Origin of the sequence: Ectobacillus polymachus, from assembly GCF_048159605.1 — a bacterium.
GTDB lineage: Bacteria > Bacillota > Bacilli > Bacillales > Bacillaceae_G > Ectobacillus > Ectobacillus polymachus.
The window spans coordinates 1,195,177-1,216,682 of sequence record NZ_JBLREB010000001.1 but is presented as its reverse complement, the minus strand read 5'-3'; the positions used below and the strand labels follow the sequence as shown (position 1 = coordinate 1,216,682).

Below are 21,506 nucleotides of genomic sequence, written 5' to 3'. Positions count from 1 at the left end.
TGCATATACTTGTACAAATTAGTCTGACAAAGGACGTGAGGTTGGTGCAAATGTGGCGCAAGTATGTTTTTTTGATGTGCCTAGCATGCTTTTGTATGGTTCCCCTTCCTACATATGCGTTTAGTGTAAGTGCACATAATGCGGTGTTAATGGAGCAGCAATCTGGACGAGTTTTGTATGAGAGGCTACCGAACGAATCCAAGGGAATTGCAAGTATTACTAAGATTATGACGGCGATCTTAGCTGTAGAATCTGGTAAGCTGAAAAATACAGTAACCATTAGCGACCAGGCTGTTCGTGTTGAGGGATCTTCCATTTATTTAAGGGCTGGAGACCAAGTTAAATTGGAGGATTTGGTATATGGCCTAATGCTACGATCAGGCAATGATGCAGCTCAGGCCATTGCTGAATATGTTGGCGGAAGTATGGAAGGGTTTGTATATCTTATGAATCAAAAGGCAGCTTCTATTGGAATGACAGATACGCATTTTTCTAATCCGAGTGGCCTTGATGGCGATGGACAGCATTATTCGTCTGCCTATGATATGGCTCTTCTTACTCGCTATGCTATGCAAAATACAACCTTTCAGAAGATATTCGGTACCAAAACATATCGCTCAAGTGCGTGGGATTATCCTTGGAACAACAAACATAAACTAGTGACTTCCCTCTATGAATTTGCTACAGGCGGGAAAACCGGATTTACAAAGAAAGTTGGGCGAACTCTCGTTACGACAGCGTCTAAAAATGGTATGGATTTAATTGTAGTAACCCTTAATGATTCGAATGATTGGGACGATCATACAAATTTATTCGAACAAGCCTTTCAAGACTATAAAATGGTCTCTATTCTTAAAAAAGGGGCATACGAAGTACATGAAACAGATCTTAATCGGCATGTCTATTTGCTGCAAGATTTTACGTACCCGTTAACAAACGAAGAAAGCCAGAAAGTAACGGTAACAACTCAGTGGTATAAGAAACGAGGGGTAGAAGAAGGAGAAATCGTAGGAAAGGTGATTATTTCCTTAGATGGACAGAAGATTGGCGAACGAAATCTACTTTATAGTAAACGACTTCTCGTGTCCGTTACAGGGGACCTTTGGCGTGATTTTTGTCAGGTGTTTACTTCGGTGTTAGGTGTTTCATACAATGGTTAATATTATATGGGTGCTGATGACGGTCATTGGCGTATTGTTTGCTATGATTAATGGAACGATGGAGGAAGTAAATAAAGCTGTTTTTGATGGAGCAAAACAGGCTGTTACGATTTGTATTGGCCTTGTTAGTGTACTCGTGTTTTGGCTTGGACTAATGAGAATTGCGGAAGAAGCAGGATTGCTAAAAAAACTAGTAGAGTTGTTTATGCCAATTGTAAAGAAATTATTTCCGGATATACCGAAAAATCATCCAGCTATGGGATTTATTCTATCAAATATGATGGCCAATTTATTTGGACTTGGCAATGCAGCAACACCACTGGGAATAAAGGCAATGGAGCATCTAAAGGAGTTAAATGGAGGAAAAGATTCAGCAAGTCGTTCAATGATTACATTCCTTGCTCTGAATACATCTGCTATTACCCTCATTCCCACGACGGTAATTTCTATACGTATGACGTACGGTTCAGCCAATCCAACCGAAATTGTCGGAGTTACCTTCATTGCACAAGTTCTATCGATGATTGGAGCAATATGGATTGACCGACATTTTTATTATAGGCGTTCCAAAAAAGGGGGCAAAAAGAAATGAATGTTGTAAATACGATTTCCCTTTGGCTCATTCCTTGTATAATCGGCTTCATTTTACTGTATGGAACGTGGAAAAAAGTCCCTACTTACGAATCGTTTGTCGAAGGAGGGAAGGAAGGTCTCTCGATTGCCGTCTCGATTTTGCCGTTTATGGTTGGTATGCTCGTTTCGATTTCTATTTTTCGTGCATCGGGAGCGCTAGATGCATTCGTATCGTTTTTAAAGCCAATCCTAGATCGAATTGGCGTACCGGCAGAAATTGTTCCTCTTGCACTTATTCGTCCGATATCTGGATCGGCGGGCCTAAGTATCACAACTGATCTTATTGCTACATATGGACCGGATTCATTTATTGGGAGACTTGCTTCAACGATGCAGGGAAGCACAGATACAACCTTCTATGTGCTTACCGTGTATTTTGGAGCAGTAGGTATTCGAAAAATGGGAGATGCACTAAAGGTCGGTTTGTTTGCTGATTTAATCGGCATTATTTGTAGCATTGTATTTGTTTCACTTATGTTTTCATAAAATACGTACAAATTTTCACGCCTCTATTTTCCTTTCACATTAAATTCTAGTATAATGAGAAAGCTCCACTATTAAGGGAAATGAGCCTAGTAGTGGTTTTTTCATGTGACTCTTTGATAATAATTTGACGAAAAAATGAAAAAGTGTGAAGTGATTACGGGTATGGAGAAAGGGATAGCTTGAATTCACTTTCACATGGCTATAAGATGAATTTGAGGTGAATAATCACAATGGAACGATTACAAAAGGTTATCGCTCAGGCCGGCATTGCATCAAGACGCAATGCGGAAGAGCTAATTAAGCAAGGAAAAGTAAAAGTCAACGACGTGGTCGTAAAAGAACTAGGAACAAAAGTAACAAGACAAGACCGTATTGAAGTAAATGGGATACAAATTGAAAAAGAAGAGCCAGTATACTTTTTGCTATATAAACCAGTCGGAGTTATTTCGAGTGTAAGTGACGATAGAGGACGAAAAGTGGTTACCGACTTTTTTCCGTTTATTAAGCAACGTTTATTTCCCGTTGGACGGTTAGATTATGATACATCAGGTGTCCTTTTAATGACAAATGACGGTGAGTTTGCTAATTTATTAATGCATCCAAAACATGAAATTGAAAAAATATATATTGCAAAGGTCAAAGGAGTTCTTGATAGAGAAAAATTAAATATGCTAGAAAGGGGAGTCATGCTAGAGGATGGAAAAACAGCTCCCGCCAGGGTTAAGCTACTTGGGGGAGATCGTAGAAAAGAAACAGCTATCGTGCAGTTAACGATACATGAAGGAAGAAATCGCCAAGTACGAAGAATGTTGGAAGCGGTAGGATGTAAAGTTGTAAAGCTAAAAAGAGAGCAATATGCCTTTTTAGATTTAGGGATACTACGTCCTGGTGATGCAAGACAGTTATCTCCTCATGAGGTAAAGCAGCTACGTACACTAGCAATGAAATCAATAAAATAACGGCTTGAATCTTTTTGTGGTTTACCGCCACAAAAAGATTCTCTTATGTTGGGAAAGAAAAAGGAAATGATTTAGAATATATGGAACTAGTATAGAAATGCTAGCTGCAAGTGCTGAAATAGGGGGAAATAAATTGAAAAACAAGAGACTACTCTTTCGTTCTAGTATTCTTCTTATTTTAATTGGTGCATTAAGTTTTACCTTTTACGAAAATTTTTTCGCAAACAAAGAAAAGGTACAAATTGGAAAACCAGCTCCGAATTTCTCATTAACAGATATGAACGGCAATACAATTACTTTACAGAGTCTTAAGGGAAAAGGTGTATTTTTAAATTTCTGGGGGACATGGTGTAAGCCTTGTGAAGAGGAAATGCCCTTCATGAATGAGCTATATGCAACATATAAAGATAAGGGTGTTGAAATTGTTGCTTTAAATGCTGATGAAACGAACCTTGCTGTGAAGAACTTTGCTCAGCAATATAATTTAACATTCCCAATTGCCATTGATAAAGGACAAAAAGTAATCAATACATACGGAGTAGGACCTCTCCCAACTACATTCTTGATTGATAAAAATGGGAAAGTTTTAAAACAAATAACAGGTACGCAAACGAAAGAACAAATTGAAGGATATTTAAAGGAAATCGCATATAAATAATAGAAAACCTTTACATGACAAGAATTGGGGTGAGAGCATGGAATACGTGACATGTGAATGCGGACACTTGAACCCTGTCGGAACATCCTTTTGCGAGAACTGCGGCAAGCCTTTTATGCAAGATGAAGGATTGCTAGATATGAAATATGAAGGCAGTGCAAGACGTTCAAAGATACAGACAAAAACAATGGTTGATAGAATTTGGATCTTCTTCTCATCTGTAAAGGTCGGTGTTTGGTTAATCATTATTACGCTTCTTGCAGCTGCAATTGGAACGATATTTCCCCAGCAAATGTATATTCCACCCACTGCAGTACCAAGTGAGTTCTATGCAAATCAATATGGAGTGCTAGGGAAGATTTATTATGCCCTTGGCTTTCACAATTTGTACAGTTCATGGTGGTTTATGCTACTTATCGCCTCTATTGGAATTTCTCTAGTGATTGCCAGCTTAGACCGTGTTATCCCACTTTATAAAGCGCTTACCAAACAAGGGGTAACGAGACATCCTAGCTTTCTAATTAGGCAACGTTTATTTAATAAAGCAAACGTATCGATAGAAGACATCCATAGATTAAGAGAAAATATGGAACGTAGACATTATCGGATCCGCATGGAAAACAGGAATATATTAGCAGAAAAAGGGAGATTTTCGAGATGGGGTCCCTACGTTAATCATCTGGGTATTATTATTTTTTTAATAGGTATTATGCTGCGACTTGTACCAGGTATGTATGTAGATGAACTGCTTTGGCTGCGTGAAGGCGAGACGAAGGAAATTCCGGGTACGAACGGGCAATATTATTTGAAAAATGAATCATTTATTAAAGAAGTATATAACAATCAGAAGGATGATAAAGTTTTTCAAAGTGCTATTAATCGTGTCGGCAACGATATGATTCCGAAAAATTTTCAAACCAATGCCGTTTTATACAAAGTGAAAAATCAGACAGTAGCTGGAGAACAGCCACAGCTAGAAAAAATAGAGAACTATTCTATTCACGTAAATGATCCGTTAAAATTTGGAGATTACTCTCTATATCAGGTTGATTATAAAGAGGGCGAATTTAGTAAAATGTCTTTTAACATCGAGAACAAAGATACAAAGCAAAAATGGGGACCATTTGAAGTGGATTTAGCAAATCCGAAAGAAAGCTATGATCTAGGAAATGGCTATTATGCTGAACTATTAAGCTATTTTCCAGATTTTTATTTAGATGAACAAGGGAAGCCAAACACGAAAACGAAAATTCCGAATAATCCTGCATTTGTTTTTAAAATGAAAACACCCGAAACCCCAAATGGTGAAGTTAGCTTTGTAGGGATTAAACAAAATATCGAAACCGATGGAAAAAACCTCTATAAAATATCATTTGCTGGAATGAAAGTACGTAATGCTACTGCGTTAACGGTTCGCAAGGATCTAACGCTTTGGGTGGATGCACTAGGTGGTCTTATTTTTATGATAGGTGTAACACAGGGCATGTATTGGAATCATCGGCGCATTTGGATACAGCGAGTGAATGATGAATGGTGGTTTGCCGGCTATACGAACAAAAACTGGTTTGGATTCAAAAATGAGTATAAGAAATTAATAGAAGGAACGTCTATAGAAGATATGAATGATCAAGTGTGGCAAAAGGAAACGAAAGGCGGGGGTCAGAGTGACGGAGCTAAGTAGTATATTTTTATTTGCTGCTTTTATATTGTACTTACTAGGTACTTTGTTTTTTGGAGGAGCTATTAGGGCAAAAGGAAGCAAATGGGCGAATATTGGTATTACGATTACGATCATTGGTTTTACTTCACAGCTCCTCTACTTTATTACACGCTGGATTGCAGCACAGCATGCTCCCGTTAGTAATCTGTTTGAGTTTACGACGTTTTTTGGGATGATGCTTGTTCTCTCCTTCATTATTATCTATTTTATGTATCGATCCAGTGTGCTAGGGCTGTTTGCCTTGCCTGTCGCTATTCTCGTGATTGCCTATGCAAGTATGTTTCCACGTGATATTACGCCATTAATCCCGTCACTAAAAAGTAATTGGCTACAAATTCATGTTACGACCGCAGCTGCAGGGGAGTCTATTCTTGCAATTAGCGCAGTAGCGGGTCTGATTTTTTTGCTCAAACACGTTGATCAAACAATGCGGAGTGCAGGAACGTTTTGGCTCGAGTTTATTATGTACTGTATACTATCAACAATTGGATTTATCATTATTACAACAGTGTTTTCTGCTAGTTCCTATGAAGCGAAATTTCAATGGACGAACAGAAACAATGATACTGTAGAGGCTGTCTATACCATGCCCCCACTAATTGGACCGCATGAAGGTAAGGCTCTAACAAATAGCAGAATACAGCCGATAGTTTATGTACCAGCTGTTATTGATGCAAAGAAAATGAACACCTTCCTATGGTCACTTCTACTTGGAGTTGTCTTATATGGTATTCTTCGGCTAATCCTTCGAAAACGCATTGCAGCTGCTCTGCAGCCATTTATGAAAAAAGCAAATTACGATTTACTAGATGAAATTGGCTATCGCTCTGTTGCAATCGGATTTCCTATATTTACATTAGGGGCTCTTATTTTTGCAATGATTTGGGCACAGGTAGCATGGACTCGTTTTTGGGGTTGGGATCCGAAAGAGGTTTGGGCACTCATTACTTGGTTGTTTTATGCAGCCTTTTTACATTTGCGTCTTTCTAGAGGATGGCACGGGGAAAAGTCGGCTTGGCTTGCTGTTATCGGGTTTGCTATCATTATGTTTAATCTCGTAGCAGTAAATCTTGTTATTGTAGGTTTACATTCCTATGCATAGAAATTGTCACGATTTGTTAGTAATTTTGTCAACTTTTCTTCAATTATACAAAAATCATAGCAAATTTGACTTTCCTTCTGTAAAATGTTGAAGAGGGTTTCTTGTTTTATACAATAAGATGCCATTTCTATAGCAAAGCTATGGCGATAGTTTGTTGCTATTATGAAATTTTAAAAGAATAAACAAAAGTTGTATTGGTAAAATTTAGAGAAGTAAGATGAAAGGCAGGTGGAATCCGGAGAAGAATGTATTTCTTCTTACGGAATGACAATGGAAAATGAAGCAAGAATCTTAGTAGTTGACGATGAAGAAAGAATTCGCCGCCTCTTAAAAATGTACTTAGAGCGCGAAAATTATACAATTGATGAAGCAGATAATGGAGAAACTGCCGTTTTAAAGGCACTTCAAAGTGATTATGATTTAATTATTCTTGATATTATGATGCCGGGAAAAGATGGAATTGAAGCTTGTAAGGAAATTCGTGAAAAGAAAGCGACTCCAATTATTATGCTTACAGCAAAGGGAGAGGAAGTAAACCGCGTACAGGGCTTTGAAGTGGGTACGGACGATTATATCGTAAAACCGTTCAGTCCGCGCGAAGTTGTCCTTCGAGTGAAGGCTCTACTTCGCCGTTCGACTTCAAATACTTTTTTCTCAAATGAAACAACTTCAAAGGATGTTATCGTATTTCCGCACCTTACAATTGATAATGATGCTCACCGTGTTGTAGCAGATGGAGAGGAAGTTGGTTTGACACCAAAAGAATATGAACTTCTTCTATTTCTTGCAAAGTCCCCTGATAAAGTGTTTGATCGGGAACAACTGTTGAAGGAAGTATGGCAATATGAATTTTTTGGCGATTTACGTACGGTTGATACACATGTTAAGCGTCTACGCGAAAAACTTAACAAAAAATCAGCGAATGCAGCCAAAATGATCGTAACTGTATGGGGTGTTGGATATAAATTTGAGGTAGTGAACGACTAATGCTTTGGCGGAGTGTCGTAGGGAAACTATGGATTACCATTTTGCTTCTCGTTTCCTTTGTACTGGGCTTTGTTATGCTATTATTACATCAATTTTTTCAAACGTATTATGATAAGACGAGCGAGACGCGACTTACTCATTTTGCAACGCAAATTTCTCAAATGATTGATGAAGGAATGGATGAAAAAACAATTGAGAATATTGCTTATCAATTTGTAGATCCTCTCTCGCAAATTGTTGTAGTAAAAAATGGGGGAAACATTTCCTATTCGCCTGGTCAGGAAGGTTTGGTTAGTTTAACGCTTGACGACCTGAAAAAGGATAGTGACCTTAACACTGTTATTACGGAAAAGAAAACGGTAAAAAAGAAGTTGAATGTACCACAGAATACTGGAAATCCAAGCAATCAAATTATGATTGTGGGAATTCCAATCAAACAAGATCAAGGGGCTGTATTTGTCTATCAGTCCCTGGAAGTTTCCAATCAAGCGATGGATAAAACAACAGAGTTCATTTTTTTATCGGCAGGTATTGCGATTATTTTGACGACGTTTTTTGCTTTCTTCCTGTCTACTCGAATTACTGCCCCGCTTCGCAAAATGAGGGAGGTTGCATTCGAAGTAGCGCGTGGGAAGTTTGATACGAAAGCAAAAGCTGTTTCGCAAGATGAAATTGGGGAGCTTGCTACAGCCCTGAATCAAATGGGCAAACAGCTTAAATTTAATATGAACGCACTGCAGCAGGAGAAGGAGCATTTATCCAGCATTTTAAGTAGTATGGCCGATGGAGTCATTACTCTTAATCATGATGGCGAAGCTGTTATGCTTAATCCTCCTGCAGAACGTTTCGTAGAACTTTGGAATGATGATCACAATCCTTCAAAGAATACGAATAACATACCTGTTGTGCTAACACATTTATTTCAAAAAGTAGTAGAAAGTGAACAACAGCAAGCAGTGGAAGTGAATGTACAAAACGGTAATTATGTCGTGCTTATGACACCTCTTTACAATCAAACGAATGTACGCGGTGCAGTAGCTGTCCTGCGAGATATGACGGAAGAGCGACGACTTGAGAAAATGCGCCGTGACTTTATTGCCAATGTGTCACATGAACTCCGTACACCAATGGTCATGCTACAAGGGTACAGTGAGGCAATTCTAGATGATGTTGTTTCGAGTAAAGAAGAGGTACATGAGTTTATCCAAATTATTTATGACGAATCGGTTCGTTTAGGTCGTCTCGTTAATGATTTGCTTGACTTAGCACGGATGGAAAGCGGAGTTACCGAGCTGTTTAAACAAACCATTGAAATTGCACCATTTGTTGATAAAATAATTCGGAAATTTCAAGGGATTTCCAAGGAAAAGGAAGTTCGTTTACATGCAGTGATTCAATCTGATGTGAAATCGCTTGTATTTGACCCAGATCGAATGGAGCAAGTGTTCACGAATTTAATTGATAATGCTGTTCGTCATACCGATGCAGGTGGTGAAGTGGTTCTAACTGTTAATAAGGATGAAGAGGGAGCACGTTTTGAGGTAAAGGACTCTGGCATCGGCATTCAGGGAGAGGACGTTTCGTTTATTTTTGAACGATTTTATAAAGGTGATAAAGCAAGAACGCGTGGAAAAACAGGTGGTACTGGACTTGGCTTAGCCATTGCAAAAAATATTGTTGAAGGACACGGAGGCCGTATTTCGGTGCATAGCGTTGTAAATGAAGGCACGACCTTTTCCATTTTTTTACCTCAGTCAAAATAAAATGTAACTGCACTATGAAAAGCTCTTACGATTTCTTTAGGAAAGGAAGTCGTAAGAGTTTTTTAACGTTTTTCTAAAAAGAAGTCTCCTAGGGGAGATGTAAAACAATTTCCTGATAAAATAAAGGAGTATGTGAAGTGCTTATAGAAAAACTAAGGGCAAAACAAAGGAAGGGTAGGGGTATACATGAAATTATATACAAGAACTGGCGATGAGGGTAAAACGAGTTTAGTCGGAGGAAGAGTCGATAAAAATCACGCTCGTGTGGAAGCTTATGGAACGATTGATGAAGTGAATTCTTTTTTAGGGCAAGCCATGACGCTGATGAATGATGAAAGACTACACAGTCTATACCAAGAGTTAGAAAAGATTCAGCATGAGTTATTTGATTGCGGCGGGGATTTAGCAATTGTAAATAAAAAACTCCCTTACAAAGTAACGGAAGATATGATTACATTCTTAGAAGAACGCATAGATGCTTATATTGAAGAAGCACCTGAGCTTGAACGATTTATCCTGCCGGGAGGCTCGCCTGCTTCTAGCGCTATACATATCGTAAGAGCAGTTACAAGACGAGCAGAACGTAATATTGTTTCTCTTAAAAAAGTAGATGAAATAAACGATCATGTTCTAAAATATATAAATCGTTTATCCGATTACTTATTTGCTGTAGCGCGGGTTATTAATGCTAGACTTGGTGTTAAAGATGTGGAATATGAAAGAAGCGCAATTGTCTTCCGAAACAAAGATGAAGACTCTCAATCTTCAAAGTAATAACCATCCTCCTATTTATTCACGTATACTTCTTTGATCAAAAGGTAAAACTAATACGGTGAGTTGTAGGAGGGATTTAAGATGAAATGGTGGAAGCTTATGCTCGTTTCGTTTTTCTTCATGCCGTTACCCAGTAAGGCAGATACGCAATGGATTTGGCCTGTATCGGGTGCTGTGAGCGATTATTTCGGGACGCGCAGCGGTCATCACTATGGCATCGATATTGCAGCAACTGTTGGGACACCCGTTGTAGCAGCGAGCAAAGGGACTGTGACGAAATCCTATTACAGTAAAAGCTATGGTAATGTCATCTTTATTCGGCATACAAATGGGTATGAGGCAGTTTATGCGCATTTAAGTAAACGTTTCGTAAGCGTAGGCCAGCACATACATAGTGGGCAGAAAATTGGTGAAGTTGGAAATACGGGATTATCCCATGGATCTCATTTACATTTTGAAGTTCATAATGGAGATTGGAATATTGCGAAGTCTAATGCCGTTAATCCGCTTCAAGTGTTAGGTATAGTGCCGTCAGAGATGGTATCATCCTCTTCTTATTTTGTCCAAAAAGGAGATACGCTTTCTAGTATAGCAGTAAAATACGGTATGACAGTTGAAGAGCTTAAGATCCAAAATCAATTGCATACCGATATAATTTATCCATCCCAGCAATTAATCATACACTCGAAAACAGATATAGATTAATATGTATACATAAGCTTTAAATGGATATGATTATGTAAAATTGCAAATAACCCATCCTAAAAAAGGATGGGTTATTTGCAAACTACTGAGGTGTAAGATAAAGCTCTTTTACCAAAAAATAAAAATACAAATAAATCCGATAATCGTGATATAGCTAAAATAATACGCAACTTTTTTACGCGTTTTTTCCTTCTGTTTCCAAAGTACAATGGTTGGATCAATTAGGCCGATAACTAAGCAAAGTAGACCAAGCAGCATCGTAAAAACAGAAATAGAGAAAAGTAATTTTTGTACGAGATAAGGAAGAACGAGTTTTAGTACAAATGATGGAATGATAGCATACACAATAGCAGCTACGTACATGTTAATCGGAGATTGGGACCGAAAACCAGGAAACTTGCGCCAAAATGATCTCGTCGCAACTTCTACTTCAATAGTAGTATATTGTTCAATGATTCGTTGTACGGCTTTTCCATCGTTTAGAAAATAAAAAATACGATTCGATTGGCCTTGAAAAACAAATTCTGATTTTTTAAAGAAATGGTCAATCTTAACACGATTCCATGTTTTCCAAGGATGGCGTTCTAATAATTTTATGCGATTATCAACTTTTTTGTCATACTGATAAATACTAATGCCGTCCTTATCCAGTGCAGCGTAGTATGCATTTGTAGAAAATTCTCCGTATTCAATAGGACAATAGAGAAGCAAATCTCTTTTTAAATAAAAATATTCTTTACGCAGACTTTTTTTCATAAATTGATAAACGGTCTGTTTTTGTGTTTTCTTCATGACATTTCCCCCAGAAAAAGAACTGCCTTTTCCTCACAATATAACATATTAGCACTTTGTATTTATAAACACCAGAAAAAAACTAAAACTACAAGGCATTTTCATTCACATTTCTTACATATTCATGTATAATCTTTTACATAAACGAAATAAAATATCGATCTATCTTCGGGGCAGGGTGTAATTCCCTACCGGCGGTATTAGAGCATTGACTCTTAAGCCCGCGAGCCGTTATTGGCAGGATTCGGTGAGATTCCGAAGCCGACAGTATAGTCTGGATGGGAGAAGATGGAGGTTCGGCGTTGTCATTTTTGAATATGAAAACGTTCATTTTGCCGTACTATCTTATCTCCCCTTTTCGATGAAAAGGGGATTTTTAATTGGTACGATAGAACCTTTCCATTTCCATAAGAAGATCGGAGGAAAAGGGAGAGAGAAAATGAAGAATCGAAATGTATCGAAAATGGTAACCGTGGCTATGTTAGGTAGTATTTCTTATCTACTTATGATGCTAGATTTTCCGTTTCCAGGATTGCCTGTATTTTTACGAATTGACTTTAGCGATGTACCAGGCCTAGTGGCAGCTATTCTTTTTGGACCTGGTGCTATGATGATTGTAGAAGCTACGAAAAATATTTTATATTATGTTGTCCAAGGAAGTTTTATGGGTGTACCAGTCGGAGAGGTTGCGAACTTTATCGCAGGATGTGTTTTCATTTTACCAGCAGCTTATTTTTACCGTAAATATTATTCCGTTAAAGGGTTAACAACTGGTCTCGTAGTAGGAACAACTATTATGACAATTGGCATGAGTATATTAAACTACTATCTCATTCTACCTGCTTACACATGGTTTTTAAATTCACCAGCTATGTCCAGCAGCGCAATGAAACAGCTGATTATTACCGGTATATTGCCATTTAATATCATTAAGGGTGTTCTCGTTGCTGTCGTATCCGTTCTTCTTGTTTCACGTCTCCAAGTATGGATGGCTACAAAAATCAAAAGTGCTTAAATTAAAACAAACGGCCTAGAAATAGAATAGGTCGTTTTTCTTAACTAAAGGTTATGTTAAAGCTCATTGTTGATATTGCCACAACTTTGATTGGAGCGCCTAGAGCGAAAATCAACAGGCAAGTTTAACAAAGCCTAACAAAAAAAGCGTTATTCCCAATGGGAATAACGCTTTTTTGACGATATTATTCGAATTTTGTAGCGTCGCCGTCAAATGGTTCCTCAGCAACTTTAATAGAATCTGTAGGGCATCCTTCAAAAGCGTCCATCATATCATCAAGAAGAACGTCAGGAATTTCAACGATACCTTTGTTGTCGTCTAATGTTACAAATGCTAGACCTTCATCATCATAATCATAAATGTCAGGTGCAGAAGCTCCGCATGCTCCACATGCGATGCATGTTTCCTTGTCAACGATTGTATACTTTGCCATTAGTGAAAACCTCCCAAATGTATGTATCATTAGTTAAAAAAACCTAATGAAAGAAAATCTAACCCTATTGTAAAACGGTTTCTTCAACTTTTCAATTAAAAACTCTAGGAAAATATTTGTTTTTTCAAAATTCGACAGCTTTTATATAAAACGTTTTCATTTATCATTCATGACGATTATTGCTATCTTTTGTTACAATAGAGGCATGAGATTAGGAAAGGAGTGATTTTGTGATGAACCTCTTACATACGATTTTGTACGGATTGAAGCAAATTCATGGTGAAAGAACGTCCGCATCGATTTTTCATCTATTAAAAGGGAAGCGTTCTTCGCAAACTCTCCAAGATGGTACCGTGTTTCAATTATCGTTTTTGTTTGGTATAGATAAGAAATTGAACCGACACGTATATGATGAGCAAGTTAACAAATTATTAAACCTAAACTGGATTGTAAAAATACAAAAGAATACTTATGTTTTATCTTCCTTGGGGGAACGAGAGATTAAGGAAGCTCTCATTCAGACTCCCTTTCCTTCTAGGCTGGATGGATTACAATATAAAGATGTAGCAGAGATTGTATGGAAAAGACTATCATTGTTAATACAAACTGTTTCTAATTTACAAGCGCACACCACTTTTCTACCAATTCAACAGGATTTAGAAACAACGTCTTGGGTTAAGTCATTTTTGTTATCGTTACCTTATTCAAGAGAGAAAGTACGTGATATGCTCTATACGGAATGTGTACAATTGTTTGAAGAACTGCCTGATGAAGAGGCTTCCAATCTTGTTTTTCGCTTTACAGGTGCTAATTATATTGGATATACGAATGAGCAGCTAGCCATTTCTTTACATCAGGATTCCTTTCATACTCATATGATGTTTCTTGGAACGCTACATAAAATGATTTGGAGTTTATCAAAGGACGATCATTATTCTTTGTTACGTGAATTAATTCCAAAGCAAGACGGCCTTGCAACGGTTTTAAGTATTTCGACACAAAAAACATATCTTCTGTGGATGGAAGGAAAGAAATTAGAGGAAATCGCAATCATACGAAGGCTAAGACGAAATACAATTGAAGATCATCTTGTGGAAATTGCTATGCATGTTCCGACATTTCCTATTGAACAATTTGTTTCCAATGACAATGTGAAACGAATTAGGCAAATCGTTTTAGATGTTAAAACGAGAAAGCTACGTGTACTAAAGCAATATGTCGGTAACGATATTGACTATTTTTCTATTCGTCTTGTACTTGCATCGTTAGGAGGAAGTGAATGAATATTGAGGCTGTACTGAAAGAAAAATTTAAATATGAATCCTTCCGACCAGGACAAAGGGAAATCATTATGGATTTGTTAGATGGTCATAATGTTGTTGCGATGCTGCCAACAGGTGGTGGTAAATCTATTACGTATCAAATACCCGCCTTTGTGCGCGAAGGAGCAGTTGTTATTGTTTCTCCGTTGTTATCTCTTATGGAAGATCAGGTCGATCAATTACGGTTAATTGGGGAAAAGCGTGTAATTGCCTTTAATAGCTTCCGTACGTATGAGGAAAAACAAAAAGCAATGCAAAATATACAAACGTATAAATTTATATTTGTATCTCCTGAAATGTTACAATCACGGATCTTTGTTCGGGCAATGAAACGAACAAACATTTCATTATTCGTTGTTGACGAGGCTCATTGTATTTCACAATGGGGCTATGATTTTCGCCCAGATTACCAGAGGCTTCATAATGTCATTACAGAGCTAGATTCACCTCCTGTGCTTGCCTTAACTGCAACTGCAACTCGGGAGATGCTAGATGATATTGTAAATACCTTACAGCTTAAAGATGTAAAGCTACATCTATTTTCAATTGACAGACCGAATATTGCCTTTTGTGTAGAAAGAGTTGATTCCACAGAAGAAAAAAAGAGAGTATTATTAGACTACGTAAAACGGCTAGAGGGACCGGGTATTATTTATTGTTCAAGTCGCTATTGGTCGGAGGCAATTGCTCTCTATTTACGTGATGAAGGAGTAATGGGAGTTTCCCACTATCATGGGGGGATGGATCAGGAAGATCGTATGCTTATTCAGCAACAATTTATTCATGATCAACTTCGCATCATTTCATGTACAAGTGCATTCGGCATGGGAATAAATAAGCCGAATGTTCGATATGTTATTCATTTTCAATATCCATCAAATATTGAATCTTATTTGCAAGAAATTGGACGAGCGGGTCGTGATCAGCAAGACAGTGTGGCAATTGTACTACTTTCTGCAGCTGATCATGAAGTACCAATCAGCATGATTTCTAGTGAGCTTCCTCAAACTGAATTAATTGAAGGATTCGTGTCAACCTTGGTACAAGAACGTACGAGCATGATATCATTAGAACGTACTGAAGAAGTAGCAAGGAATATAATTGGATTTACAGAGCAGCATTGGCGGTTTGTATACTTTCAACTTGAAAGCTTAGGTATTATAGAGGGAGAATGGCTGGATAAAGAGAAGCTTGGGCTAGCTGCCGCCAGCTCTATATCGGAAGCTGCCGCTACTTTACTACAGCAGAAAATGAATAAGCTACGTGCCATGCAAAGATGGTTAAGTACGAATGAATGCAGAAGACTTGGATTGTTGCAGCTGTTTGGATATAGGCTTGATCATCATCCAGACCATTGCTGTGATTTGTGCGGAATAGATGTAAATTACTATTGTAAGAGTAACAACAAAGAAGAGAAAGAACAGAAAGATTGGAGAATGCATTTAGGGCAGCTGTTTTATTTGAATATGTGGAGGGAACATGAATAAAGAACAGGAGCAAAACATGACCGTTCGTGAATTACGCTTACATTTACTTATTACACAAGCAATCATTATCACACTTAGTGTCCTATTATCATACATGCTCTTTCATGACGTTTCAAAGCTATATTCTTTATTTGTTTGGGACCCTATCGTGATATTAATTGGGGGCGGGGGCATTGCTGGTTGTATCGTTTTAGTAGACCTAGTAGCTACGAAACTGTTACCAGAGGAATGGATGGACGATGGAGGCATAAATGATCGAATATTTCGCGGGATTAGCGTGCCTTACCTTTTTATGTTAACGTTATGTATTGGATTTTCAGAGGAACTATTATTTCGAGGAATTCTACAAACAAAATTCGGAATCGTAGCTTCCAGTATTATTTTTGCTGTTTTACATGTACGTTACTTAAAAAAGCCATTTTTATTTTTTTTCGTTTTATTGATAAGTGTATCGTTTGGTTGCTTATTTGTATATACTGGTAATTTACTCGTACCTATATTTGCTCATTTTCTTGTTGATTTCATCATGGGACTTCATTTAAGGAAGGTAACGGAGGGAGAAGAAGATGTCTGAGCAAGCACCATCAAAGGAACAAGAGAATGAACTACAATCTTTACCTCCAAGAAGCGAGGTACATAATCAAAAGAATAAAAAGAAGAAAAAGAAACGTCGTTATCAATATTTGTTTCTCCGTCTTCTAGTTGTAGTTTTTATTGTGTTACCTGTTGCTGTTTATTATTTTACAAATCAATATATGACTCAAAAGGAGAAGGAACTAGAGGAAAACTCCCAGCTTTACGAAAAAATATTCTTTGAAAGTACAACTCAACCCGAACAACAAAAAACGTCAGGACAAACAGGGACGTTTACCTTCCATAAGGTTAAGGAAGGCGAGACGTTAGAGAGCATTGCAAAGCAATACTTTCCAAATGAAGATGGTGTAGCTATTATTTTAAAATACAATACCATTCAAAATAATAATGTGAAAGCAGGTCAAGTACTAAAAATCCCATCCCGATAGATGATAAGAACTGCCGTGTCCAATGCATGTTCCAATGTATGGAATAGGATTTCTTCTAGAAGCGATACATTATCTTTCTTCTTTAACTCGATAGTATGATATTATCTGTATAGGTAATGTAGAACATTAATATAAGGGGTATACTATGATTTGGTTAATAACGACAGTTCTAATAGGGGCTGTTATACTACTTGGTCTTTATCAATATAAAAAGACAAATAAGATAATAATTCGTAAGCAAGAGATTACATTTGCTAACTTTCCAAGAAGTTTTGGAGAAGTTTCTATTTTTTATATTTCAGATATTCGTAGATGTGTCATTTCCCATCGTATATTGGAACAAGTAAAGGAAAGTGTAGACTTTGTTATCATTGGCGGAAATCTGACAGACAAGGGTGTTCCATTGGAGAGAGTAGCGAATAATATTGAGGTATTACGTGAAATTGGTCCGCTTTATTTTGTTTGGGGAGAGAAGGATTATGAAGGAGATGCACACGAGCTAGATGCACTTTTACTTGATCACAAAGTAACGATTCTAGATAATACATGTGCTGCCTTTGAATCCTACAGTGGCGAGAAACTTATACTTCTAGGCGTAGATGATGTTGTGTTGAAGAGAGATCGTCTTGATTTAGCCCTTAGCGACTCCGGAGAGGATGGATTTCGCATTCTTGCCAGCCATGATTGTAGTATTGAGAACAAAGTAAGTAAGGATGATCGTATCTCGCTCATTTTAAGTGGAGTTGCTAAGAATCAATCGGGAAAAGTTGGAATATATGATTTGGGTCATACAAAACAGTATATTAGCAATGGATTTAGTCCATCGTATTCTTTCCTTAGACTGCGTCCTCCAGAAGTATGTATCGTAACTGTAAAGGCAATAGACTATTGATACGTTTTGTAAGGTGGGAAACAGGAATGGATTATTATGAAGGAAAATATAACATTAAAGCAGTTTCAAATATGCTTGGTATCCATCCAGGTACGTTACGTGCATGGGAACGAAGATATCAAATTATTGCACCAAAACGAAATGAAGCAGGACATCGGCTATATACAGAAGAACATGTTAAAATACTGAAGTGGCTATTAGAGAAAGTAAATGAAGGGTTTACGATTGGACAAGCGGTTAGTTTATTAGAAAGCAGTCAACTTAATACGAAAGTATATGATAATGAGGCTAGTCATAAAGAAATTTTAATTGACTCTATTCTCCATTCTCTGCTACAATTTGATGAAATTAAAGCTCACGAGTATTTAAATGAAGCCTTTAGTATTTTTTCTGTAGATAAGGTGACAACGGAAATACTATTAGAGGTTGTAACCAAACTTAGAGAGCTTTGTGAGAATCATAAAATTACGAGCGCTCATGAGCATTTTGCTATGTCATTTCTTCGCTCACGGATAGGAATGATCTATCACAATCTAACGGTAAATACTGTTCTTCCAAAAGTAATTACCGTTTGCGGCCCCAATGAAACTCATGAACTCGGACTTTTAATCTTCACTATTTATTTACGGAGAAAAGGGTACCAATCTATTTATTTAGGGACAAGCATTGAAGAAAACGATATCGATATTGTTATTGAAGAATTACATCCAAAGTTTGTCTTTCTCTCCTGTTCACTACAAAGAAATGTAGTAGCGACAATTAAATTGGCAAACCGTCTACGTGAAAAGTACGATTTTCTAACGATTGGTCTTGGCGGCGGTGCCATATTGAAGCTTCCAGAACAAGAAAAAGAAGCGGTGAAGAACTATATAGTAGGCGCGACGAAAGAAGAATGGGATCGTTGGATCATACGTGCCTGAACGATGAACCATCCTATTTCTGTTTCATATACTAATCTAAATGCAGCGGTTGATGTTAGGAGGGTATGAGATGAGGCTGGAACGATTAAATTACAACAAAATTAAAATTTTTCTAACTTTTGATGATTTAATGGAACGAGGGCTTACAAAGGAAGACTTATGGAAGAATGCTCCGAAAGTACAGCAACTGTTTCGTGATATGATGCATGAAGCGAATCGTGAGCTTGGCTTTGAAGCAGATGGACCAATTGCGGTCGAAGTGTTTTCTTTGCAGGCGCAAGGGATGATTGTTATCGTAACGAAAGAGCATCAAGAGGATGATCTGGAAGAAGATTTTAGTGATGAATTTATTGAAATGCAGGTTACGCTAGATGAAAGCGATGATATATTATATGAATTTTCTTCATTAGACGATGTTATAGCATTAGCTAATCGGCTATATTCATTAGGAGTTACAGGCGGAAAACTATATTCGTTTCAAGACAGATTTTATGTACTGTTAGACGAAGATATGACGCTTAATAATGAAAATATGATTGCAATTTTAGCAGAGTACGGCAATTCTGCAACGATAACCATTTATCGACTTGTAGAGTATGGAAAAGAATTGATGAAGGAACGAGCAATTGAACAACTTTATTCTTATTTTGTTGCTAAAAAAGGCCTCAACTCATAAGGTTGAGGTTTTTTTCATAGAATATAATAAAGTGAAATTATTTTTGTATAAAAATAATATAAGCTTATTTAGAAAGTTAGAATGTGTGTTATAATTGTTTTTGCAACCGTTTACATCTTAGATTTAGACCTTATGTATCAAAGGATTCGTTTGGTTTGAATTCCAAAAGTATCGCGGTGTATACTAGGCAATGTGAAAGAAATTGAATGTACAGGGGGATTATCATGGTAGCCGAGAATCAGAATCAAAAGCTACAGCAAGAACAGCATTTAAAGCTCTTACAATCGACGCAAATCGTCATTAAAGAAGCGCTAGAAAAATTAGGCTATCCGCAAGAAGTGTATGAATTGTTAAAAGAACCAATTCGCATGATGACGGTAAAAATTCCCGTTCGTATGGATGATGGAAATGTCAAAATTTTTACTGGATATCGTGCTCAACATAATGATGCAGTTGGTCCTACAAAAGGTGGAATCCGCTTTCATCCGAACGTAACAGAGTATGAAGTGAAGGCGCTTTCCATTTGGATGAGTTTAAAGTGCGGGATTGTAGATCTTCCATATGGGGGAGGTAAAGGTGGTATCATTTGTGATCCTCGTGAAATGTCATTTCGTGAATTGGAGCGATTAAGCCGTGGATATGTTCGAGCAATTAGTCAAATTGTTGGACCAACAAAGGATATTCCAGCTCCAGATGTTTATACAAACTCACAAATTATGGCTTGGATGATGGATGAATATAGCCGAATTGATGAGTTTAATTCACCAGGTTTTATAACAGGTAAGCCTCTTGTATTAGGTGGTTCTCAAGGCCGAGAAACTGCAACTGCTAAAGGTGTTACTTTCATGATACGTGAGGCCGCTAAAAAGCGTGGAATTTCTGTGAAGGATGCGCGCGTTGTCATTCAAGGATTTGGGAATGCAGGTAGCTATTTAGCTAAGTTTATGCATGATGCTGGTGCAAAAGTAATCGCAATTTCTGATGCGTACGGTGCACTCTATGATCCAAACGGATTAGATATCGATTATTTACTGGATCGCCGTGATAGCTTTGGAACAGTAACAAAATTGTTTCAAAATACGATTACGAATAAAGAGATGCTTGAATTGGATTGTGATATTTTAGTTCCAGCTGCAATTGAAAATCAAATCACCGAAGAAAATGCTGCAAATATTAAAGCAAAAATTGTAGTAGAAGCGGCAAATGGTCCTACAACACTTAAAGCAACAAAAATCCTTACAGATCGAGGTATTTTGCTAGTTCCAGATGTACTGGCAAGTTCAGGAGGCGTAACCGTTTCTTACTTTGAATGGGTGCAAAATAACCAAGGCTTTTACTGGACTGAGGAAGAAGTAGAGCAGCGTCTTGAGAAAGTAATGGTAAAATCATTTAATTCTATTTATGAAACGGCGCAAGTACGTAAGATAAATATGCGTTTAGCAGCCTATATGATTGGGGTTCGAAAGATGGCAGAAGCAAGTAGATTTAGAGGATGGGTATAATTCTTTTTCCCATACATATTTAAAAAAATGGACCGCATGCAGGTAGTTCTGTTTGCGGTCCATTTTGTATGTATTCGATACATAATTTTCAGTAAAAAAGCAAAAAGAACACTTGTTCGCATTCGGAATTCATGCTATACTTTTCTCAGTGAAGAGCTCTCGTATAAAGGAAAAGGGGAGAAGAGGATGAAAGCTGCTTGGAATCAATCTGTCGCATTACCATCGCATTACACTCATGAAAAGACAAATAAGAAAGTGAAAGCTCGTAAGCTTATTCAACGTTTGGATGCATTTTTTGGACTGGAAACAAAGGGAGATCGTTATTGGTTCTATGGATTTTACGGCATTTCATTTACGATTTTATTTGTATTGATAGTAGTATTGCAAATCATGGATGCTTTCATGAAGTAAAAACAACGGCATTTATATAAAATATATCAAAAACAGTTGCTATACCTACGCTAGTAGGTTTTTTCTTTTTGGACAGATGATTCGTTT

Annotated in this window: 23 protein-coding genes and 1 riboswitch; of the genes, 21 read left to right on the top strand and 2 right to left on the bottom strand. The window is 37.4% G+C overall.

Annotated elements, in window-relative coordinates; translation table 11 throughout:
* Positions 1-50 precede the first annotated feature (50 nt).
* From ACM5BR_RS06215 to ACM5BR_RS06165, 11 genes are all read left to right on the top strand, one after another.
* Complete coding sequence (locus tag ACM5BR_RS06215; protein WP_416827850.1) at positions 51-1,160, top strand: D-alanyl-D-alanine carboxypeptidase family protein; 1,110 nt, start codon at positions 51-53, stop codon at positions 1,158-1,160.
* A complete protein-coding gene (locus ACM5BR_RS06210) occupies positions 1,153-1,752 on the top strand; it encodes a nucleoside recognition domain-containing protein (RefSeq protein WP_416826776.1) in 600 nt (199 codons plus the stop codon). The genes ACM5BR_RS06215 and ACM5BR_RS06210 overlap by 8 nt, the downstream gene beginning before the upstream one ends.
* Positions 1,749-2,279, top strand: coding sequence for a spore maturation protein (locus ACM5BR_RS06205; RefSeq protein WP_416826775.1), 531 nt, complete (start codon positions 1,749-1,751; stop codon positions 2,277-2,279). Before ACM5BR_RS06210 ends, ACM5BR_RS06205 begins: the two co-directional genes overlap by 4 nt.
* A gap of 230 nt (positions 2,280-2,509) precedes the next feature.
* Positions 2,510-3,238, top strand: coding sequence for a 23S rRNA pseudouridine(2605) synthase RluB (rluB, locus tag ACM5BR_RS06200; RefSeq protein WP_416826774.1), 729 nt, complete (start codon positions 2,510-2,512; stop codon positions 3,236-3,238).
* 133 nt (positions 3,239-3,371) lie between these two features.
* Entirely contained in the window at positions 3,372-3,896 is a 525-nt protein-coding gene (gene resA, locus ACM5BR_RS06195) for a thiol-disulfide oxidoreductase ResA (RefSeq protein WP_416826773.1), read from the top strand.
* A gap of 37 nt (positions 3,897-3,933) precedes the next feature.
* Entirely contained in the window at positions 3,934-5,577 is a 1,644-nt protein-coding gene (gene resB / locus ACM5BR_RS06190; protein ID WP_416826772.1) for a cytochrome c biogenesis protein ResB, read from the top strand.
* Positions 5,561-6,718, top strand: coding sequence for a c-type cytochrome biogenesis protein CcsB (gene ccsB, locus ACM5BR_RS06185; RefSeq protein ID WP_416826771.1), 1,158 nt, complete (start codon positions 5,561-5,563; stop codon positions 6,716-6,718). The genes resB and ccsB overlap by 17 nt, the downstream gene beginning before the upstream one ends.
* 270 nt (positions 6,719-6,988) lie before the next feature.
* The gene (locus ACM5BR_RS06180) at positions 6,989-7,705 is read left to right on the top strand and encodes a response regulator transcription factor (protein WP_416827849.1); all 717 of its coding nucleotides are present in this window, start codon (positions 6,989-6,991) and stop codon (positions 7,703-7,705) included.
* Positions 7,705-9,468: an ATP-binding protein gene (locus tag ACM5BR_RS06175; RefSeq protein WP_416826770.1), complete on the top strand. Its 1,764-nt coding sequence runs from the start codon at positions 7,705-7,707 to the stop codon at positions 9,466-9,468. Before ACM5BR_RS06180 ends, ACM5BR_RS06175 begins: the two co-directional genes overlap by 1 nt.
* Positions 9,469-9,654: 186 nt before the next feature.
* Entirely contained in the window at positions 9,655-10,242 is a 588-nt protein-coding gene (locus tag ACM5BR_RS06170) for a cob(I)yrinic acid a,c-diamide adenosyltransferase (RefSeq protein WP_416826769.1), read from the top strand.
* A gap of 99 nt (positions 10,243-10,341) precedes the next feature.
* On the top strand, positions 10,342-10,947 hold the full coding sequence (locus ACM5BR_RS06165; protein WP_416827848.1) for a peptidoglycan DD-metalloendopeptidase family protein: 606 nt from the start codon (positions 10,342-10,344) through the stop codon (positions 10,945-10,947).
* A gap of 108 nt (positions 10,948-11,055) precedes the next feature.
* Here ACM5BR_RS06165 and ACM5BR_RS06160 read toward each other — a convergent pair whose 3' ends face one another.
* Positions 11,056-11,739, bottom strand: coding sequence for a hypothetical protein (locus tag ACM5BR_RS06160; RefSeq protein WP_416826768.1), 684 nt, complete (start codon positions 11,737-11,739; stop codon positions 11,056-11,058).
* 160 nt (positions 11,740-11,899) lie between these two features.
* Positions 11,900-12,033: riboswitch (FMN riboswitch) on the top strand.
* Between the two features lie 145 nt (positions 12,034-12,178).
* On the opposite strand from ACM5BR_RS06160, the gene ACM5BR_RS06155 reads away from it, so the two are divergent.
* Positions 12,179-12,754 (top strand): ECF transporter S component, encoded by a 576-nt coding sequence (locus ACM5BR_RS06155; RefSeq protein ID WP_416826767.1) that lies wholly within the window; start codon positions 12,179-12,181, stop codon positions 12,752-12,754.
* Between the two features lie 184 nt (positions 12,755-12,938).
* On the opposite strand, the gene ACM5BR_RS06150 is transcribed toward ACM5BR_RS06155, so the two are convergent.
* Positions 12,939-13,187, bottom strand: a complete 249-nt coding sequence (locus ACM5BR_RS06150; RefSeq protein WP_416826766.1) for a ferredoxin — start codon at positions 13,185-13,187, stop codon at positions 12,939-12,941.
* Between the two features lie 233 nt (positions 13,188-13,420).
* On the opposite strand from ACM5BR_RS06150, the gene ACM5BR_RS06145 reads away from it, so the two are divergent.
* The 9 genes from ACM5BR_RS06145 to ACM5BR_RS06105 all read left to right on the top strand — a co-directional run bounded on the left by ACM5BR_RS06145 (position 13,421) and on the right by ACM5BR_RS06105 (position 21,419).
* Positions 13,421-14,470 carry a YpbB family protein gene (locus tag ACM5BR_RS06145; protein WP_416826765.1) on the top strand — a complete coding sequence of 350 codons (1,050 nt, stop codon included), beginning with the start codon at positions 13,421-13,423 and terminating at the stop codon, positions 14,468-14,470.
* Complete coding sequence (locus ACM5BR_RS06140) at positions 14,467-15,996, top strand: RecQ family ATP-dependent DNA helicase (protein WP_416826764.1); 1,530 nt, start codon at positions 14,467-14,469, stop codon at positions 15,994-15,996. The genes ACM5BR_RS06145 and ACM5BR_RS06140 overlap by 4 nt, the downstream gene beginning before the upstream one ends.
* Positions 15,989-16,570 (top strand): CPBP family intramembrane glutamic endopeptidase, encoded by a 582-nt coding sequence (locus ACM5BR_RS06135; protein ID WP_416826763.1) that lies wholly within the window; start codon positions 15,989-15,991, stop codon positions 16,568-16,570. Before ACM5BR_RS06140 ends, ACM5BR_RS06135 begins: the two co-directional genes overlap by 8 nt.
* The gene (locus ACM5BR_RS06130) at positions 16,563-17,018 is read left to right on the top strand and encodes a LysM peptidoglycan-binding domain-containing protein (RefSeq protein WP_416826762.1); all 456 of its coding nucleotides are present in this window, start codon (positions 16,563-16,565) and stop codon (positions 17,016-17,018) included. The genes ACM5BR_RS06135 and ACM5BR_RS06130 overlap by 8 nt, the downstream gene beginning before the upstream one ends.
* A 145-nt stretch (positions 17,019-17,163) precedes the next feature.
* Positions 17,164-17,910, top strand: coding sequence for a metallophosphoesterase (locus tag ACM5BR_RS06125; protein WP_416826761.1), 747 nt, complete (start codon positions 17,164-17,166; stop codon positions 17,908-17,910).
* Positions 17,911-17,936: 26 nt separating this feature from the next.
* Positions 17,937-18,830 carry a MerR family transcriptional regulator gene (locus tag ACM5BR_RS06120; RefSeq protein ID WP_416826760.1) on the top strand — a complete coding sequence of 298 codons (894 nt, stop codon included), beginning with the start codon at positions 17,937-17,939 and terminating at the stop codon, positions 18,828-18,830.
* Positions 18,831-18,900: 70 nt separating this feature from the next.
* Positions 18,901-19,506: a genetic competence negative regulator gene (locus ACM5BR_RS06115; RefSeq protein WP_416826759.1), complete on the top strand. Its 606-nt coding sequence runs from the start codon at positions 18,901-18,903 to the stop codon at positions 19,504-19,506.
* Between the two features lie 224 nt (positions 19,507-19,730).
* Positions 19,731-21,008, top strand: a complete 1,278-nt coding sequence (locus tag ACM5BR_RS06110; RefSeq protein WP_416826758.1) for a Glu/Leu/Phe/Val family dehydrogenase — start codon at positions 19,731-19,733, stop codon at positions 21,006-21,008.
* Between the two features lie 186 nt (positions 21,009-21,194).
* The gene (locus tag ACM5BR_RS06105) at positions 21,195-21,419 is read left to right on the top strand and encodes a DUF3961 domain-containing protein (RefSeq protein ID WP_416826757.1); all 225 of its coding nucleotides are present in this window, start codon (positions 21,195-21,197) and stop codon (positions 21,417-21,419) included.
* Positions 21,420-21,506 lie beyond the last annotated feature (87 nt).

Coding starts and splice junctions, on each gene's coding strand:
- ACM5BR_RS06115 (WP_416826759.1), top strand. CDS start 18,901: ATGAGGCTGGAACGATTAAATTACAACAAAATTAAAATTTTTCTAACT.
- ACM5BR_RS06145 (WP_416826765.1), top strand. CDS start 13,421: ATGAACCTCTTACATACGATTTTGTACGGATTGAAGCAAATTCATGGT.
- ACM5BR_RS06205 (WP_416826775.1), top strand. CDS start 1,749: ATGAATGTTGTAAATACGATTTCCCTTTGGCTCATTCCTTGTATAATC.
- ACM5BR_RS06110 (WP_416826758.1), top strand. CDS start 19,731: ATGGTAGCCGAGAATCAGAATCAAAAGCTACAGCAAGAACAGCATTTA.
- ACM5BR_RS06125 (WP_416826761.1), top strand. CDS start 17,164: ATGATTTGGTTAATAACGACAGTTCTAATAGGGGCTGTTATACTACTT.
- ACM5BR_RS06135 (WP_416826763.1), top strand. CDS start 15,989: ATGAATAAAGAACAGGAGCAAAACATGACCGTTCGTGAATTACGCTTA.
- ACM5BR_RS06180 (WP_416827849.1), top strand. CDS start 6,989: ATGGAAAATGAAGCAAGAATCTTAGTAGTTGACGATGAAGAAAGAATT.
- ACM5BR_RS06150 (WP_416826766.1), bottom strand. CDS start 13,187: ATGGCAAAGTATACAATCGTTGACAAGGAAACATGCATCGCATGTGGA.
- ACM5BR_RS06140 (WP_416826764.1), top strand. CDS start 14,467: ATGAATATTGAGGCTGTACTGAAAGAAAAATTTAAATATGAATCCTTC.
- ACM5BR_RS06155 (WP_416826767.1), top strand. CDS start 12,179: ATGAAGAATCGAAATGTATCGAAAATGGTAACCGTGGCTATGTTAGGT.
- ACM5BR_RS06215 (WP_416827850.1), top strand. CDS start 51: ATGTGGCGCAAGTATGTTTTTTTGATGTGCCTAGCATGCTTTTGTATG.
- ACM5BR_RS06165 (WP_416827848.1), top strand. CDS start 10,342: ATGCTCGTTTCGTTTTTCTTCATGCCGTTACCCAGTAAGGCAGATACG.
- ACM5BR_RS06105 (WP_416826757.1), top strand. CDS start 21,195: ATGAAAGCTGCTTGGAATCAATCTGTCGCATTACCATCGCATTACACT.
- ACM5BR_RS06120 (WP_416826760.1), top strand. CDS start 17,937: ATGGATTATTATGAAGGAAAATATAACATTAAAGCAGTTTCAAATATG.
- resB (WP_416826772.1), top strand. CDS start 3,934: ATGGAATACGTGACATGTGAATGCGGACACTTGAACCCTGTCGGAACA.
- ACM5BR_RS06130 (WP_416826762.1), top strand. CDS start 16,563: ATGTCTGAGCAAGCACCATCAAAGGAACAAGAGAATGAACTACAATCT.
- rluB (WP_416826774.1), top strand. CDS start 2,510: ATGGAACGATTACAAAAGGTTATCGCTCAGGCCGGCATTGCATCAAGA.
- ACM5BR_RS06170 (WP_416826769.1), top strand. CDS start 9,655: ATGAAATTATATACAAGAACTGGCGATGAGGGTAAAACGAGTTTAGTC.
- ACM5BR_RS06175 (WP_416826770.1), top strand. CDS start 7,705: ATGCTTTGGCGGAGTGTCGTAGGGAAACTATGGATTACCATTTTGCTT.
- ACM5BR_RS06160 (WP_416826768.1), bottom strand. CDS start 11,739: ATGAAGAAAACACAAAAACAGACCGTTTATCAATTTATGAAAAAAAGT.
- ACM5BR_RS06210 (WP_416826776.1), top strand. CDS start 1,153: ATGGTTAATATTATATGGGTGCTGATGACGGTCATTGGCGTATTGTTT.